At 62.9% G+C, this 15544-nt stretch carries 14 protein-coding genes and 1 pseudogene; 8 read left to right on the top strand and 7 right to left on the bottom strand.

Annotated elements, in window-relative coordinates; genetic code table 11:
- Positions 1 to 9: 9 nt before the first annotated feature.
- Complete coding sequence (locus tag EN932_RS02855) at positions 10 to 1689, bottom strand: amidohydrolase (RefSeq protein WP_127369444.1); 1680 nt, start codon at positions 1687 to 1689, stop codon at positions 10 to 12.
- A 154-nt stretch (positions 1690 to 1843) separates the two neighbouring features.
- On the opposite strand from EN932_RS02855, the gene EN932_RS02850 reads away from it, so the two are divergent.
- The 4 genes from EN932_RS02850 (at position 1844) to EN932_RS02835 (ending at position 5692) form a co-directional block, all read left to right on the top strand.
- Positions 1844 to 2605: a TetR/AcrR family transcriptional regulator gene (locus EN932_RS02850; protein WP_244506862.1), complete on the top strand. Its 762-nt coding sequence runs from the start codon at positions 1844 to 1846 to the stop codon at positions 2603 to 2605.
- Positions 2606 to 2631: 26 nt separating this feature from the next.
- Positions 2632 to 3663 carry a histone deacetylase family protein gene (locus tag EN932_RS02845; RefSeq protein WP_127367437.1) on the top strand — a complete coding sequence of 344 codons (1032 nt, stop codon included), beginning with the start codon at positions 2632 to 2634 and terminating at the stop codon, positions 3661 to 3663.
- Positions 3664 to 4214: 551 nt separating this feature from the next.
- A complete protein-coding gene (locus EN932_RS02840; protein WP_024502680.1) occupies positions 4215 to 4925 on the top strand; it encodes a helix-turn-helix transcriptional regulator in 711 nt (236 codons plus the stop codon).
- Positions 4922 to 5692, top strand: a complete 771-nt coding sequence (locus EN932_RS02835; RefSeq protein ID WP_027161441.1) for a helix-turn-helix transcriptional regulator — start codon at positions 4922 to 4924, stop codon at positions 5690 to 5692. Before EN932_RS02840 ends, EN932_RS02835 begins: the two co-directional genes overlap by 4 nt.
- Before the next feature lie 16 nt (positions 5693 to 5708).
- On the opposite strand, the gene EN932_RS02830 is transcribed toward EN932_RS02835, so the two are convergent.
- Genes EN932_RS02830 through motA form a run of 6 tightly spaced genes read right to left on the bottom strand, consistent with a single transcriptional unit; the run spans position 5709 to position 10547 of the window.
- On the bottom strand, positions 5709 to 6146 hold the full coding sequence (locus EN932_RS02830) for a hypothetical protein (protein ID WP_024502682.1): 438 nt from the start codon (positions 6144 to 6146) through the stop codon (positions 5709 to 5711).
- On the bottom strand, positions 6143 to 7225 hold the full coding sequence (flhB, locus tag EN932_RS02825) for a flagellar biosynthesis protein FlhB (protein ID WP_027161440.1): 1083 nt from the start codon (positions 7223 to 7225) through the stop codon (positions 6143 to 6145). The genes EN932_RS02830 and flhB overlap by 4 nt, the downstream gene beginning before the upstream one ends.
- 9 nt (positions 7226 to 7234) lie before the next feature.
- Positions 7235 to 8245, bottom strand: coding sequence for a flagellar motor switch protein FliG (locus EN932_RS02820; protein WP_013529806.1), 1011 nt, complete (start codon positions 8243 to 8245; stop codon positions 7235 to 7237).
- 43 nt (positions 8246 to 8288) lie between these two features.
- Entirely contained in the window at positions 8289 to 8675 is a 387-nt protein-coding gene (gene fliN, locus EN932_RS02815) for a flagellar motor switch protein FliN (protein WP_023809994.1), read from the bottom strand.
- Between the two features lie 16 nt (positions 8676 to 8691).
- On the bottom strand, positions 8692 to 9639 hold the full coding sequence (locus EN932_RS02810; RefSeq protein ID WP_013529804.1) for a FliM/FliN family flagellar motor switch protein: 948 nt from the start codon (positions 9637 to 9639) through the stop codon (positions 8692 to 8694).
- A 32-nt stretch (positions 9640 to 9671) separates the two neighbouring features.
- On the bottom strand, positions 9672 to 10547 hold the full coding sequence (motA, locus tag EN932_RS02805) for a flagellar motor stator protein MotA (protein ID WP_013529803.1): 876 nt from the start codon (positions 10545 to 10547) through the stop codon (positions 9672 to 9674).
- Positions 10548 to 10694: 147 nt separating this feature from the next.
- On the opposite strand from motA, the gene EN932_RS02800 reads away from it, so the two are divergent.
- From EN932_RS02800 to EN932_RS02785, 4 genes and pseudogenes are all read left to right on the top strand, one after another.
- Entirely contained in the window at positions 10695 to 12506 is a 1812-nt protein-coding gene (locus tag EN932_RS02800) for a DUF1217 domain-containing protein (protein WP_013529802.1), read from the top strand.
- A gap of 7 nt (positions 12507 to 12513) precedes the next feature.
- Complete coding sequence (gene flgF, locus EN932_RS02795; RefSeq protein WP_013529801.1) at positions 12514 to 13236, top strand: flagellar basal-body rod protein FlgF; 723 nt, start codon at positions 12514 to 12516, stop codon at positions 13234 to 13236.
- Positions 13237 to 13239: 3 nt separating this feature from the next.
- Positions 13240 to 14641: pseudogene (gene fliI, locus EN932_RS02790) on the top strand (flagellar protein export ATPase FliI).
- Positions 14628 to 15467, top strand: coding sequence for a hypothetical protein (locus EN932_RS02785; protein ID WP_063173011.1), 840 nt, complete (start codon positions 14628 to 14630; stop codon positions 15465 to 15467). The pseudogene fliI and the gene EN932_RS02785 overlap by 14 nt, the downstream one beginning before the upstream one ends.
- Positions 15468 to 15544 lie beyond the last annotated feature (77 nt).

Below are 15544 nucleotides of genomic sequence, written 5' to 3'. Positions count from 1 at the left end.
ATGCCATAGTCAGGCCTGATAGGTGATCTTGCCGCCGCAAATCGTCGTCACCGGCCGCACCTTGTGCAGATCGGCCGGGGCGGTGTTCTCGATATCCATCGACAAAACCACCAGATCGGCCATGTAGCCCGATCTCAGCGTGCCCTTGCGGTGCTCGGCGAATTCGGCGTAGGCGCCCTCGATCGTGTAACCGGCGATCGCTTCATGCAGCGAGAAACTCTGATCCGGGTCGCTTTCTGCCCATGGTTTGCGCAACACTGCCGCCTGAATGCCCAGGATCGGATCGATCGGCGACACCGGCCAATCGGATGCGAAGACGACATGCGCGCCGGCATCCTTCAAGGTCCGCCAGGCATAGCTCAGCGGCCAGCGTGCCGGCCCGATGCGCGACACCGTCGGCTCCAGCGGAAAATCCATGGCGCCGGGCGGATGCGGCGGTTGCATGGAAGCAATGACGCCGAGTTCTGCGAAACGCGGCACATCCGATGTGGTGGTGACCTCGATGTGCTCGACCCGGTGACGGCTGTCGCGCTTGCCGTTCGCCTTCTGCGCCGCCTCATAACCGTCCAGCACCGCGCGCACCGCGCCGTCGCCGATCGAGTGCACGGCGATCTGCAGCCCGCGCCTGTCGGCCGCGACGGCCAGATCGATGAATTGTTGCGGCGTGAACAGCGGCTCGCCCACCCAGTCGGGCCGGTCGGCATATGGCTCGACCATGACAGCTGTCCAGGAATCGAGCACCCCGTCGTAGAACACCTTGACCATGCCCGACGACAGCCATTCGCTGTTATAGCTTTCGGCCATACCAGATGCCTTGTCGAGCATGTCGAGCGTCATGAAATTCTTGTAGTGGAACGGGATCTTGACGCGGCAGGGCAAGCCTTCCTCGGCTTCGATCTCGGCCAGCAGCTCAAGCTGATAGAGGTTGCCGTCCATGTTCTGGATCGAGGTGATGCCGTGGCGGGCGCACCAGGCGAGCCCGCGCCGCATAATGTCGCGGTCGGCGTCCCGCTCGGCCGCCGTCGGCATCGGGTCCGGCTCGCCGCCGGTCGACAGCCCCAGCCGCACCCGGCTTTCGCCGGCAAGGTCGAGCACCGGGCCAAAGGCCTCGCCTTCGCGCAATTCGCCGGCGGCCAGTCCATCGTCACCCATGACAATCTCATTGCCAGGGCCGAGCATGCGCCCCTGCAGGATGCCGGCCATTTCCAACGCCTTGGTGTTGGCCCACATGGTGTGATGGTCGGGCGCCGCCATGCAGAACGGACGATCGGGCAAAATGGCGTCGAGGTGATGGCGCGTCACGCGCTCGCTGCCGAGCACGGTATAGTCGACGCCTTGGCCGACCAGCATCTTCGCGTCGGGCCGGGTAGGCGCATAGTCGCGGATCGCCTTCTGCAGCGCCTCGAAGCCATGGATACCGGTGAGTTGAAGGTGGGCAAGTTCAGCCCCGCCCGAAAACAGATGCATGTGGGCTTCGATGAAACCCGGCAGGACGGAGCCGCCCTTGGCGTCGATTACCTTGGTGGCCGGTCCCTTGAACTCTTCGATGGAGGCGCGGCTGCCGATGGCGATGATTGCGCCGTCCTTGACGGCGACGGCCTCGGCGGTGGGATTGTCGTCGTCGATGGTCAGTACACGACCACTGATGACGATCAGATCCGCATTGTGACCTGCACCTGTGACAGACATCGCGACTCCGCGCTTTTGACGACTGACTGAGACCGACAACCTCTTGGCCAACGACCTGCCACTCCACCGGAGCGGCGCCATGGGACGAAAAAGAATGCCAGCGCGCTGTCTTGGAAATTCCCCTTGTCATCCCAAGAGGCAGCGTGGATAAAGAATGCGACTGATTATTCGCGTTTGTCAACATACCGAATCTGGAATGTATCGTGGACAGCAAGCTCCCACCATGTTGAGACCGGGCGGGGAACGAGGACATCGGACGGTGAAGCGCAGTCTCGACCGCAAAACCAGGATAGCGCTCGAACCGCGCAAACAGCCGCGGCAACAACGCTCCAGCAAGGTGGTCGACCGGATTCTCGACGCAGCGCTGGTCTTGACGCGGGAGCAAGGAACCAAGACGCCGACGACGCTCGCCATTGCGCAGCGCGCAGGCTTGTCGGTTGGTTCGATCTACCAATACTTTCCCAACAAGGAAGCCATTCTTCTGGACCTCGCCCGGCGCTGGCTGTCATCCTTTCCCGAGGTGATCGCCAAGCGTATCAAGGTCGCCCCGCCCACCAACCGTGAAGAGTTTCGGCAGGAAGTGCGCAAGCTCTTCATCGACACGTCCAGACTCTACCTCGAAAACGCCAGCCTGATGCCGGTGATCGAGGCCATTTCAGGCAACGCCGACCTCAGGCCGATCCAGAACGAATATGACGAGCAGATCATCGCGCTCTACGCCGCATGGCTGCAGCATGTGAACCCGGCGCTTGAAGACAAGATCGCCAGCCGGCTCGGCGTGCTGATGATGGACGTCGGGCACGCCTGCCGGCTTGTCGGGCTGAAAAGAGACCGCAAGACATACGACCTCATCGAGGACGATGTGGAAAGAATGTGGCTCGCTCTGGTGAGCCCTTATCTCAATCTTGAATCTTGACTGATTTCGCACTTCGAGAGGAATTTATGAAGACTGTTTTCTCCCCCCTTCACGCCGGCCATGCCGGTCAAATGGAACTGGTCACATCAGCCATCGTGCCGGGTTTCGAAAAGCCATCGAGGGCCGAATTCATCAAGGCGCGGGTCGAAAGCGAGAAACTGGGTCCCATCATCGCGCCGCACGAACATGACCTCGCCGCCGCCAAGCGCATCCACAAATCAGACTATATCGACTTTCTCCCGACGGTCTGGCCGCAATGGCTGGAAGCAGGCCTCACAGGCACGGCGATGCCCTTCACCTGGCCGACGCGCGGCCTGCGCGGCGACGTGCCGCCAAAGCGCGTCGACGCGCTGCTCGGCTATTATTCCTTCGATGCCGGCGCCACTTTCGTCGAAGGCACGTGGGCCGCGATCAAGTCTTCCTACGACGTAGCGCTGACCGCCGCCGGCCTGCTCAAGGATGGCGAGGCTTCCGCCTTCGCGCTCTGCCGTCCGCCCGGCCACCATGCCGGGGCTGGCTTCATGGGCGGCTACTGCTACATCAACAACGCCGCCGTCGCCGCGCAATGGTTCCGCGACCACGGCGCCAAACGCATCTCGATCCTCGATGTCGACTACCATCACGGCAACGGTACGCAGGAGATCTTCTACGACCGTGCCGACGTCCAGGTGCTCAATCTGCATGGCGATCCGATGGTCGAGTACCCGTTCTTCCTCGGCCATGCCGACGAACGCGGCGCGGGTGCCGGCGAAGGCTTCAACATCAATTATCCGATGCCCTTCGGCACCGACTGGGATGCATGGAACGCCTCGCTCGAGGATGCCTGCGGCAGGCTCGCCGCTTATGCACCGGATGTCGTCATCGTCTCGCTGGGTGTCGATACGTTCGAGAAGGACCCGATCAGCCAGTTCAAGCTGAAGACGTCTGATTATCCCAAGATCGGCCGCCGCATCGCCAGGCTCGGCCTGCCGACGCTGTTCATCATGGAAGGCGGCTATGCCGTCGAGGAGATCGGCATCAACGCGGTCGGCGTGCTGACCGGGTTCGAGGATCGGTAAATGCCTGTCGTCCAGGAGCATCTGGCGGTTTTGGGACAACGACAGGCATAAGCAAAGGACCACCGGGACCGGGCGGCAACATCGCCCGGCTCCCACTATCGGGCCAGGGCCCCAGCCTTCGGCACAGCAACCGGCGCGCCCGTCTGTCCAATGCTCCCGAGCCTGGCGAAATCGACCAGCCGCCGAGGTGGCCGGCGAAGACTTTCGCGTCCCGGTCTTCTGTCCAGGGCGCGAAAACCGACTTGTGAGTCGCACATGAGTCCACCGGATTCGATTTTGTCAAATCGCGTTTGATGTCAGATTCAACTGCGGGTAGATTAGACCCGAATCAGCCGGTCCTGGGGGGCGCGGCGACCACCCAAAGTCTTTTGTTCCGGAGCTTTTCCGGCACCAGACGCGGACGGCTTCGCGTTCCCTGAATGGATTCGGGATTTGGTTCGGTGCAGCCCTGCGCCACGCGTGTGTCTTCGTCAAAGTAATGCGTATTCGGGTTCGGCGGCTGGCTTCCAGTATCCGGACAGCAGAAACGATTCCGGCCAAAAGCAACAAGAATGAGCAGTCCCGCCGCACGTCTTCAATCCGACACATTGGGCTCGCGCCTGACGTCGCGCGGCGATCTCACCAGCTTTTTCATGCAACTGACCGCCGAGATCGGCGCCGACAGCTACATGTTGGTCGCCATCGTCCACGACCAGGACCGCAACGATGCGCGCATCGTCTCCTCCAACTGGATTTTCGATGCCATCGAGCTGATCGGCAAGCGATTGATCGCCGGGCTTGCGCAAGGCGCGCTCACCGTCGCGCCAGGCATCCGCCCACAGCCGCTGGTGGCATCTCAAGCACCAGAAGCAGACGGATTGGTCACCGGCGAGGAAGCCCGCCTTCTCGACGTGCTCGGCCATGCCGAGATCTATTCGCTGCGCCTCAATGTCGGCCGCCAGCGCCTGTTTGCCCTGTTCTCTGCGGCGACCGCCGGCAGCATCGACCAGCCGGCGCTGATGCGCGCGCAGCTGAAATGCTGCTACGCGCTCTCGCACATCCCGCAACTGATTGCCGCCGCCGCCATGCAGGACCCGTTGTCGGATCGCGAGCGCGAATGCCTGTTCTGGGTTTCCGAAGGCAAGACCACCGACGAGGTCGCCGTCATCCTTGGCGTCTCCTCCAACACCGTCAACAGCTACATCACCCACGCCATCCAAAAATTCGCGGCCAGCAACCGCGCGATGGCCATCGCCACGGCGATCAGGAGCGGCATCATTTGAAACACGCCGATATCAAGGAAACGGCCGAAGCCCTTTTCAACGAGCAGCGCAACCCGTTCGGGGCCTTCACCCTTGGCTCCGAAACCCATCACGCGGTCACCATTCCCGATGCCGTGCGCCGCTGCCGCTGGATCGCCGTTGACATGAATGCCTCGGCTTTCGGCCTCTTCTTCGTAAGCCCCTCGCCCGAGCGGGCGCGGCTCGTGCCATGCTTCGATTCCGATTATCCCGGCATTGCGGTGGCGACCAAGTTCATCTCAGGCGCCAACGGCGAGGAGATCGTGCGCCACACCCGCATCTCGACCGAACCGCGCTGGTGGACGGATGACGGCGTCCCTGCCACGGCGGAGCTGTTTGGCGATTTCGCCTGGACCGAGCGGATGGCGGCGCTGGTGCCCGGAACCAGCGGCATCGCTTTTCCCGTGCACGCCGACCGCGGCCAATGCGGTCTTGTCGTGTTCCTGGGCTCGGAGATGACCTTGCAGCAGGATGCGCTCTACGAAATACACGCCCGCTGCTTTTCGCTGTTCGCCGCCGTCGCCCGCATCCGTCCGGGCGATGCCGGCCGCATGCGTGCAATCTCCAAGCGCGAACTCGAATGCCTGAAGCTGACCGCCAACGGCAACACCAGCGAGGAGATCGCGCGACTCCTGAAACTGTCGGTGCACACCGCCAACCAGTATCTGACCCAATCGACCCAGAAGCTCAACGCCGTCAATCGCAACCAGGCCGTTGCCAAGGCGCTGCGGCTGGGCTTGATCGAATAGAGGAATTCGAAAGCGATCAGCGATAGGCCAGCGGCTCGACCTTGCGGATACGCGCCTCTTCGATCACCGCTTCGAGCAGCGCCGTGTTGCGCTCCGGGTCTTCGCCCGGCTTCTCGAACGATACGTAGTTGACCGCCACCGACGCGCCGAGCTCGCTCAGCGTCAGCTGGAAATAGACGGTGACGCCGGGCGGCCTCAGTTCCAGATCGAGCACGATGCGCGGGCTCCCGCTCCAGTCGACATGCGCCTCACCACCATGGCCGAGCCGCAGAGTGCCCGGCATGAAGAACAACTCAACCGCTGAATCGACCAGGTCCGACAGGCATGCGAAATGCTCCAGCCGGATAAAGGCGATGTAGTCGGCGACATCGATCAGCCTCAGTTCGCCCACCACCTGCTCGATGGCGCTGGCGACGATGATCTCGCGGGATTTTGCGTGCGGTTGCCGGTTCATGAAATCTGTCTGCGCTCAGCCTTTTTCGAGTAGACGATCCGCACCAGTTCGGCGACGGCCTGGTAGAATTGTGACGGGATCACATTATCGACCGAAACTTGCTTGTACATGGAGCGGGCGAGCGCCACGTCCTCGAAGACCGGGATGTTGTGTTCCCGCGCGATCTCGCGGATCTTGAGCGCCACCAGATCCTGGCCCTTGGCCAGCACCATGGGCGCCGAGTCCTCGTCGCGCACATATTTCAGCGCGATCGAGAAGTGCGTCGGGTTGGCGATGATCAGCGTCGCGCGCGGCACCGCCGTCATCATCCGTTTGCGCGCCCGGTCGCGCGCCAGGGAGCGCAGCCGCGACTTGACGATCGGGTCGCCCTCGGACTGTTTGAACTCGTCCTTGACCTCCTGCTTGCTCATGCGCAGATCCTGCTTCCAGTGGAAGCGCGACCAGACGATGTCGACTGCCGCGATCAGCCCCATGACGAAGACGATGGCCACCAGGATGTCGACGGCGATGCCGCGGATGACGAGACCGAAGGCGACCGGATTGGTGATCATCCCGGCGAGCAGCTTGCGGTGGTCTTCCGACAGGGTGAAACTCAGCACGACGATGGCAAACCCGACCTTGCCGAGTGACTTCAGGAACTCGACCCAACCCTGGATGCCGAACAGCCTGTTCCAACCCTTGGCGATCGAAATGCGCGAGAGTTGCGGCCGGACCCGCTCGCCTACGAATTGCGGCATGTTCTGGAACACCGAGGCGCCGACGCCGGCGACGGTCAGCAGCACCATCAAGCTCAGGACGGCGCGGCCGACCTCGAGCAGGACGATCTTGTAAAGCGCGATGACGTCGGTCTCGGTGTCCATTGGCCAGGCTTCCGGCTTCTCCAGGAACATCGACAGGAACATGCCGAGATCGATGATCGCATCCTTGGCGTAGAAGACGGTGAACACCAGTATGGCAACGAACGAGGCAAAGAGCGCTGTCTCCCGCGAATGGGGCAGCTTGCCCTGTTCGATGGTGTCGCGGATCTTCTTTTCCGTCGCCTCTTCGGTTTTCGAATCCTTGTCGACCGCGTCAGCCATGGCGCGGTCCTAGGCGGCGTCTTGGGTCGAGGGGAGTTCGAAGGCGCCTTCGCGCGACAGCCGGATCGTCGTCGTAACGATCGTCTTGCGGGCCGCCATGATATCGGCGAGGGGGATCCCGTCCGAGCCCTGCCCGAGCTCGGCTTCGATCATGCGCCGCGAGCGGGCGCCGATGGCCGACAGCACCGATTCTGCAAGGGCGGCCGACGTGCCACGCAAGGCCAGCGTGACCAGCTCCGTCGATAGCCCGTCGAACAGCAGCACCCGCGCTTTCTGGGTGAGCAGCGGCAGATCGTCGAAAGCAAACAGCCGGGCTCGCACGCCGTCGAGATCAGGCGTGCCGGCGGCTTCCAGATCCTGCATCACCTCCTCGAGCAGCGGCTTGTCGAGTTCGTTGAGGACGCTGGCGACACGCGCCTGTCCGGCCGAGGTATCCTTGGTCGAGGTTTCGGCCAGCACACTGGTGCGCAGCCGGTTTTCGACGATCCTGGCGGCAGCGTCGGGAACATTGGCCATCGTCACCATGCGCTTGATGATTTCTCCACGCATCGGCTTGGTCAGTGTCAGCAGCACGCTCGCCGCCACCTGCGGCGCCAGCTTCGACAACACCATGGCCGCTGTCTGCGGATGCTCACCGGCCAGGAAGGCGCCAAGCCGCGCCGGTTCGAGCTTTTCGAGCTCGGGCCAGATCGGCGGCGGGCCTTCCGGTGCGACCTCGAATTTCCTGTCGCCCATGATCGCGCTCATCTCTTCGGGCGAGAGCGATTCGTTGAGGATGGTGTCCATCCTGTCGGCGGAATCGAGCAATCCCGCCCCTTCGGTGAATTCGGCCTCGAACTCAGCGACAATGCGCTCAAGATCGCTTTGTGGAATCGTCCGCAGCAGCCGGGCGCCCTCGATCAGGGCCTTCAGTTCTTCCTGCTTGAAGAATTTCAGCAGGCGGCTGGCCGACGGCTTGCCCATCGCCACAAGTATGGCGGCCGCCTTCTGCGCGCGGGTCAAGGTCACCGGCGTCGTCATGCCACTCGCCTCCGCTGCCACCGGCAAGCCCCGCAAACCATGTCTAGGCGCCCTTCGTGCCGGCGATGATTTCGGTCAGCCTGATGCCGAAGCGCGAAGGATCGCTTTCCAGCACGGTGATCTCGCCGCGCGCGATCTTTCGGCCGTTGACCACGACGTCGACAGGTTCGCCGATGCGGCGATTGAGCGCCACGGTCGACCCTTTTTGCAGCGCCATCAGATCGGAGACCGGCATCTCGGTGCTGCCGAGGATGATCTGGACATCGACGGGGATGTTCATGATCACGCTCGAATTGGCCGACGAGGCCGCCCTGAACGCCGCATCGGGGCGTTGCTCCTCTTCATGCAGGACCCCGCGCAATTCTTCGATGGCACGGTCGAGTTGCTCGTCCGGCTGGTCGAGGTCGGCTTCCGCCTTGGTTTTGGCCATGATCGTCTCCAAATGCTCAGGCGCGTCCGGCGGCAGCCGGCATCAGCCCGTCGATAAAGTCCTGCCCGGCATCGTAAGGTTGCCTGATCCGGACGGTGTAATTCTGTCCCAGTTTGCCGAACTCGCATACGAACAGCGTCTTGCCCCGTGCGCTGAGACGCGCCTGGGACTGGGCCGTTTCCTCGAATTCGATGACATCGCCGATTTCGAAACCGGCGAGGTCGCCGAGCGTCAGCCGCGCCAGCGGCATCGTGGCCTCGAGCGCCACGGTGGAGCGCATCACCTCTTCCGAGAAGCGGGCGCGCCAGCTGGGGCCGTGATCGTCGTCGCTGACAGGCACGGCTCCGTCGCGGCTGGCCAGCACGACGCGCTGCGGCATCGTCACCGTCACGGTGCCACTGTCGGCCGGCGTCGAGATGCCAAGCACGATGCGGATTGCCGCGCCATCGCGCAGCACGTACCGCTTCGCCTCGGTGCCCGACATTGCCCGCGGCGCGGGCAGGCGCAGGTCGAGCGAACGCTTTCCCGATCCGTTGAGGGCCTGTGCGACCTGCTGGAACACCATGGTCGAAACATCGATTTCGATTTGCGACAGATCGCGTTCGATCGGCGATGCCGGCAGATCCGGGTCGCCGCCGAACAGCGTGCAGACCATGATGGCGATCGCCGGAGCATCGATCACCAGGGTCATCGCATCGGAGGACGCCGACGAGCCGATCACGGTCATCGCAAACGTGTCGCCGGCACGCGAACGCGCCTCGGGAACGCGGCTGACCTCGATCGCTTTGAGATCGACGACGACCGGAACGCCAAACTCGCTGGTCAGGGTTTTCTGCAGCAGCGGCACGGCGCGTTCGGCCATGGCGCGGCCTGCGTCGATGACCTGCGCGGCCTCGCCGCTGTCGCCGACCAGACGCTCGATGATCAGCGAGCGCGCTTCCGCTGGACTGCCCAGGCTGGTCATGACAGTGCCGGGACCGATCTGTCGCGCATCGTTCAGGCGGCCTTCTTTTCGACGGTGCCGGTATTCATCGTGCTCTGCTCGACCGCGTCGATCGTCGGCCGTTCATAGGACGAGATGGTCTTGCGGCCGAACTCGATCGCCACCTGCGGCAGCGCGCCGTTCATGTAGGCCAACAGCGTCTGCTTGACGATGATATAGAGGCGGTTCTTCTTCTCGCGCACTGTCTTGATCTTGGTGGCGACCGGTCCGACCACCGAATAGGACAGGAAGATGCCGAGGAACGTTCCGACAAGTGCGGCACCAATCAAACCGCCGAGAATTTCCGGCGACTGGTCGAGCGCGCCCATCGCCTTGACCACGCCGAGCACGGCGGCGACGATGCCGAGCGCCGGCAGGCCATCGCCCACCGCCACCATCGCGTGATAGGCCTTCATCTTGTCGGACCTGATGGTCTGGATTTCTTCGTCCATCAGCGCCTCGATCTCGTGCGAGCGGGCATTGCCGATGATGATGATGCGGCAGTAGTCGCAGATGAAATGCGTCAGGTCGTGGTTATGCAGCACGGTTGGGAACGCCTGGAAAATCGCCGACTCTTCCGGATTGTCGATATGCGCCTCGACCTCGCTGCGGGATTTCGAGCGCAGCTCGCGCATCAGCGAGTGCAGCACGCCGAGCGTTTCGAGATAGTCCTGTTCCTTCGGCACCGCCTGCTTGAAAGCTTCGAGAATGCCCTTGCCGGTATCCTTGACCGTCTTCATCGGATTGGCGACGAGGAAGGTGCCAAAAGCCGCACCACAGATGATCACTGCCTCCCAGGGCTGGATCAGCACGTGAAGATGGCCGCCCATGGCCATGAAGCCGCCAAGGACGCAGCCGAGCGTTACCACCAGTCCAATCAGAATGCCCACGACAGGTCCTTCCGCATTTCACATCAGGAGCTAGGGATAGCCCCCGTGCCTTGTGTGAGGCTTGAATCGAAGGCGTCGGAGACGATTCAGTTTCGCGCAAGGAAGTAGGGGTATTGTCCGGACATAGCTTCGGCCGGAGGCACCTCTTTGCTTAATACCTTTACCAGCTACCAGCTCATCACCAGGGACATTTCAAAGTCGATCGACAGGATCGAGCAGCAGCCCGTGGTTGATCGCGACACCAAGTATTATCTGGACAACATCACCAAGGTGAAATCGATCGACGATTTCGTCAAGAATGACCGTTTGTTCAAATATGCCATGAAGGCCTACGGGCTCGAGGACATGGCTTACGCCAAGGCCTTCATGGTCAAGGCACTCAAAGAAGGCGTCTCCGATCCCAACAGCTTCGCCAACAAGCTGACCGACAAGCGTTACGCCGAATTCGTCAGGGCCTTCAATTTCGCCGCCAACGGCACCAGTACGACTGTCTACAACAAGGCGCAGCAACTGGTGACCAGCAACTATGCGCTGCAAGTCCAGATCGGCGCCTCGCAGAAGGGGCTCCCTTACTACCAGAGCGAAACCGCCTACTACGTCACCAACATCGCCAAGGTTAAATCGGTCGACGACCTGATGGGCGACAGCCGCCTGCTGACATATGCGATGGCCGCTTTCGGACTCGACGCCGCAACCGAACCTGCCGCAACCGTCAAGGCGATGCTCGAAGGTGGCGTCAGCGATCCCGACAGTCCTGCCAACAAACTGCCCGACAAGAGCTACGCCAAATTCGTCGCAGCCTTCGACTTCGCCCAGTATGGCGATCAGACGACCATGCGCGACGATGTCCAGCAGGCGGTGCCGAAAGGATACATGGCCGGAGCCGGACTGACATTGGTCGAGCCAAGCGCGCAATATATCAAGGGCGAGGCCGACTATTACGCGGCAAACATTTCCAAGGTGACGTCGATCGACAACCTCATGGCGGACAAGCGCCTGCTCACCTTCGCCATGGCTTCCTACGGACTTGATGCGTCAACCGAAACGCCGCAGCAGATCCGCACAATGCTCGAGGGCGGCGTCAGCGACCCCGAAAGCCCAGCAAACAAGCTGACGGATAAACGGTACGCCAACTTCGTCACGGCCTTCAACTTTGCCCAATATGGCGATCAGACAACGTCGCGCGACGAAGTGCAGAAAGACACGCCGAAAATCTATACGACGGAGTCGGCGCTTGGCCTGATCGCGCCGAATGCGGACTACATCAAGTCGGAGACCGCGTACTATCTTGCCAACGTCACGAACGTGAAATCCGTCGACGACCTGATGGCCAACAGCCGATTGTACAACTACGTGCTCTCGGCCTACGGACTGGACCCGGCGACGGAAAGCAAGGACCTCATCCGCAACGTTCTTGCCGGTGGCATTCGCGACGCCGACAGCGTCGCCAACAAGATGACCAACAAGGCCTATGCCGGGCTGGCCGCCGCCTTCAACTTCGAACAATACGGCGAAGCGGCCACCACCATCAATCCGGCGCAGCAGCCGACCGTCGACAAATACATGCGCCAGACCCTCGAAGAGGATGCCGGCCAGACCAACCAGGGCGTGCGGCTGGCGCTTTATTTCGATCGCAAGGCCCCAACCATCACCAGTTGGTATGACGTGCTGGCCGACACTGCGCTTGCCAGTGTCGTGCGCACCGTGCTCGGCCTGCCCGATTCCTTCGCCACCGCCGATGTCGACAAGCAGGCGCAGCTGTTCGAGCAGAAACTCGACATCTCGGATTTCTCCGACCCCGAGAAACTCGGCAAGTTCCTGACGCGCTTCACCAGCATGTACGAGATCAACAACCCGACTTCATCGGCCGTCACCTCGGTCAGCGTGCTGTTTGCCCAGCCACTCACCGTCGGCATCTCCACCGACCTGATGATGGCCATGCAGAAACTGAGGTTCTGAGACCATCATGCGGGACAGCCTGTACGTCGCTCTTTCATCGCAGATCGCGCTCGAGCGGCGCCTCGACACCATCGCCGACAACGTCGCCAACGCCTCCACGATCGGCTTTCGCGCCACCGGCGTGAAGTTCGAGGACGTCGTCTCTGGCACCGGGCAGAAATCGGTGTCATTCGCCTCCCCGGGCAAGACCTACCTTTCCGGCGCCCACGGTGCCTTGAGCGAGACCGGAAATCCCTTCGATTTCGCCATCCAGGGCGATGCCTGGTTCGCTATAGAGACGCCGGTCGGCACCGTCATGACCCGCGACGGCCGTTTTTCGATGAACGAGAACGGCGAGCTGATGTCGATCGAAGGCCACCCGGTGCTCGATGCCGGCGGCTCGCCGATCCAGCTTGACCCCCGCAACGGTCCGCCCAAGGCCGGGGCCGATGGTTCGTTGCGCCAGAACGATCAGCTTGTCGGATCGATCGGCCTCTACAATTTCGATCCAGGCGCGAACTTCGTCCGCTATGGCAATTCCGGCATTGTTCCGGCACGCACCCCGGAGCCTGTCACCGATCGCTCCGATATCGGCGTTGCCCAAGGTTTTCTCGAAGAGTCCAATGTCAATCCGGTGCTGGAGATCACCAGGTTGATCATGGTCCAGCGCGCCTTCGAGAACACGGCCGCCCTGATGCGCCAGACCGACTCGTCCACCGACGAGGCGATCAAGACGCTCGGCTCGAAATAGTCCATGTCGCTCGACCAGCCATCCCTGCGGGCACTCGAAAGACAACTCCAGCCGGCACCGGAAGACCGGCTTGCCGCCCTGGAACGGGTCTGGCGGCGTTTCGCCGACGCCGAGGCACTGCTCAAGCGCGGCGGCCGCGTCATCGAAGTCACGCCCACGCACTACAAGGTGCACGGCCTTTCCAGCTTCGCCAGGCTGGGTGACATCGTCGAGCAGCCCGGCCATGCCGGTGCGCGCCGCGGCGAGATCGTCAAGATCGGCCGCGACGAGGCCGTCGTGGCACCCTTCGAACGCAGCGCCGATTCCGGCATCGGTGATGCCGTGTTCCGCCGCGGTCCGCTTGTGGTGGCACCGCATGCCTCATGGCGCGGCCGCACCATCGACGCACTCACCAGGGCGATCGATGGCGGCCCGCCGCTCGCCCGGGGAGACGACACATCGCGCGGCGCCCAGACGACGCCGGGCGCCATGGCGCGGCAACGCGTCGGCACTGCCTTCATGACCGGCGTCAAGGTCATCGATATCTTCACGCCGCTCTGCTTCGGCCAGCGCCTCGGCATCTTTGCCGGCTCCGGCGTCGGCAAGTCGACGCTGCTCGCCATGCTCGCCGGAGCCGACGCATTCGATACCGTCGTGGTGGCGCTCATCGGCGAACGCGGCCGAAGTCCGTGAATTCCTCGAGGACACGATCGGCGACAGCATGGCCAAGACCATCGCCGTCGTCGCCACCAGCGACGAAAGCGCCATGATGCGCCGGCGTGCGCCGGACACCGCCATGCGCGTCGCCGAGCATTTTCGCGACCAGGGGCATCGCGTTTTGCTGGTGCTGGATTCGATCACCCGCTTCGCTCACGCCTTGCGTGAGGTGGCGACGGGAACCGGCGAGCCGCCGGTCGCCCGCGGTTATCCGGCCTCGGTGTTCACCGAATTGCCCAAGCTGCTCGAACGCGCCGGGCCGGGTACGGAAGGCAAGGGATCGATCACCGCCATCATTTCCGTACTGGTCGACGGCGACGATCACAACGACCCGGTCGCCGATTCCGTGCGCGGCATCCTCGACGGCCATGTCGTGCTCGACCGCACGATCGCCGAACAGGGTCGCTATCCCCCCGTCAACCCGCTGTCGTCCATATCGCGGTTGGCCGGAAAGGCCTGGAGCGTCGAACAGCGCGCGCTGGTGACAAGGCTGAAGTCGATGATCTCGCGCTTCGAGGACACACGCGATATCCGCTTGCTCGGGGCCTATCAGGGCGGCGTCGATGCCGAACTCGACATCGCCGTGCGCCAGGTGCCGCTGATCTATGAAGCGCTGACGCAAGGGCCGAAGGATCGCCCCTCAGCCGACCCGTTCTCCGATCTCGCCCGCCACCTCAAGAGCAAGCTGAACGCCGATGCCGGAGACTGAACGCGAATACACCGAGCGCATCCTGCGCGACATGATCGCCGAGGCCAATGCCGCGCAGCAGGCAGAGGCTGACACGGCGAGAACTGCCAAAGCAAAGGCCGCCCGTGCCATCGCGGCCAAAGCCGAGGCCGTTCTGGCCAGAGCCGTCAAGCCAATCCTGCCACGGGCTGGCAAAGCCGATCCTGATCTGGCCAGGCCCGTCGAACCCGCTCTGTCCCGGGCTCCCCAGGCGGTGGCTGCCGAGATGACGCAGGCCAGCCGGGAATCGCTGATCGACGGCCTGTTCCCGCGCACCGAATGGCCGCAGCCGCCAAAGGCGCCGTTTCCCCGACTGGAGAAGAAGTCCGACCGACGCAGCGATTTCGTCATTGCCGCGCTCGGCATCGCGCTCGGCCTGATCTGCGCCCTGTTCCCCTGGTATATCTTCTTCAACCAGGACCAGTTTGGCGTCCAGGCGATGAAGTTCGGCGGCACAGGCTCTAATTCCGGGCGAGCGGGCGGCGGCGTGGTCGCCGAACGCAGCGCGCCGCTGACGGCAAAGGACGTTCCCGCGGCCAATCTCGATCTTCTTGCCACGGGGACGGTGCGGGATGATGCCGATCCCGCAGCCGCATCCGACGAGCAACCGTTTCCGGCCGACGCGGCGAAATTCCGCATGGTTCATGTCGCCAACGGCCGCGCCATGATCCAGGACGACGCTGGCCTCTGGATGGTCCAGCGCGGCTCGATACTGCCGGATTCCAGCAAGGTATCCTCCATCGAGCAGCGCAACGGCAAATGGGTCATGGTCACCAGTGCCGACCAGGTGATCGAACTGTCCCGATAAACGATCTCCGGCTTCCGGCCATCCGCAAGGCCCGCGCAAGACTGGCGGCCTAGTCTCTGGGTACCTGCTCGGAGATT

Source organism: Mesorhizobium sp. M7A.F.Ca.US.002.01.1.1, from assembly GCF_004022955.1.
Lineage (GTDB): Bacteria > Pseudomonadota > Alphaproteobacteria > Rhizobiales > Rhizobiaceae > Mesorhizobium > Mesorhizobium ciceri.
The sequence above is the reverse complement of the archived record's forward strand: the minus strand, read 5'-3'. Positions and strand labels throughout refer to the sequence as shown.

Bases quoted from the DNA above. Each gene is read 5' to 3' on its own strand.
- EN932_RS02855 (WP_127369444.1), bottom strand. From the start codon at position 1,689: ATGTCTGTCACAGGTGCAGGTCACAATGCGGATCTGATCGTCATCAGT.
- EN932_RS02850 (WP_244506862.1), top strand. From the start codon at position 1,844: ATGCGACTGATTATTCGCGTTTGTCAACATACCGAATCTGGAATGTAT.
- EN932_RS02845 (WP_127367437.1), top strand. From the start codon at position 2,632: ATGAAGACTGTTTTCTCCCCCCTTCACGCCGGCCATGCCGGTCAAATG.
- EN932_RS02840 (WP_024502680.1), top strand. From the start codon at position 4,215: ATGAGCAGTCCCGCCGCACGTCTTCAATCCGACACATTGGGCTCGCGC.
- EN932_RS02830 (WP_024502682.1), bottom strand. From the start codon at position 6,146: ATGAACCGGCAACCGCACGCAAAATCCCGCGAGATCATCGTCGCCAGC.
- flhB (WP_027161440.1), bottom strand. From the start codon at position 7,225: ATGGCTGACGCGGTCGACAAGGATTCGAAAACCGAAGAGGCGACGGAA.
- EN932_RS02820 (WP_013529806.1), bottom strand. From the start codon at position 8,245: ATGACGACGCCGGTGACCTTGACCCGCGCGCAGAAGGCGGCCGCCATA.
- fliN (WP_023809994.1), bottom strand. From the start codon at position 8,675: ATGGCCAAAACCAAGGCGGAAGCCGACCTCGACCAGCCGGACGAGCAA.
- EN932_RS02810 (WP_013529804.1), bottom strand. From the start codon at position 9,639: ATGACCAGCCTGGGCAGTCCAGCGGAAGCGCGCTCGCTGATCATCGAG.
- flgF (WP_013529801.1), top strand. From the start codon at position 12,514: ATGCGGGACAGCCTGTACGTCGCTCTTTCATCGCAGATCGCGCTCGAG.
- EN932_RS02785 (WP_063173011.1), top strand. From the start codon at position 14,628: ATGCCGGAGACTGAACGCGAATACACCGAGCGCATCCTGCGCGACATG.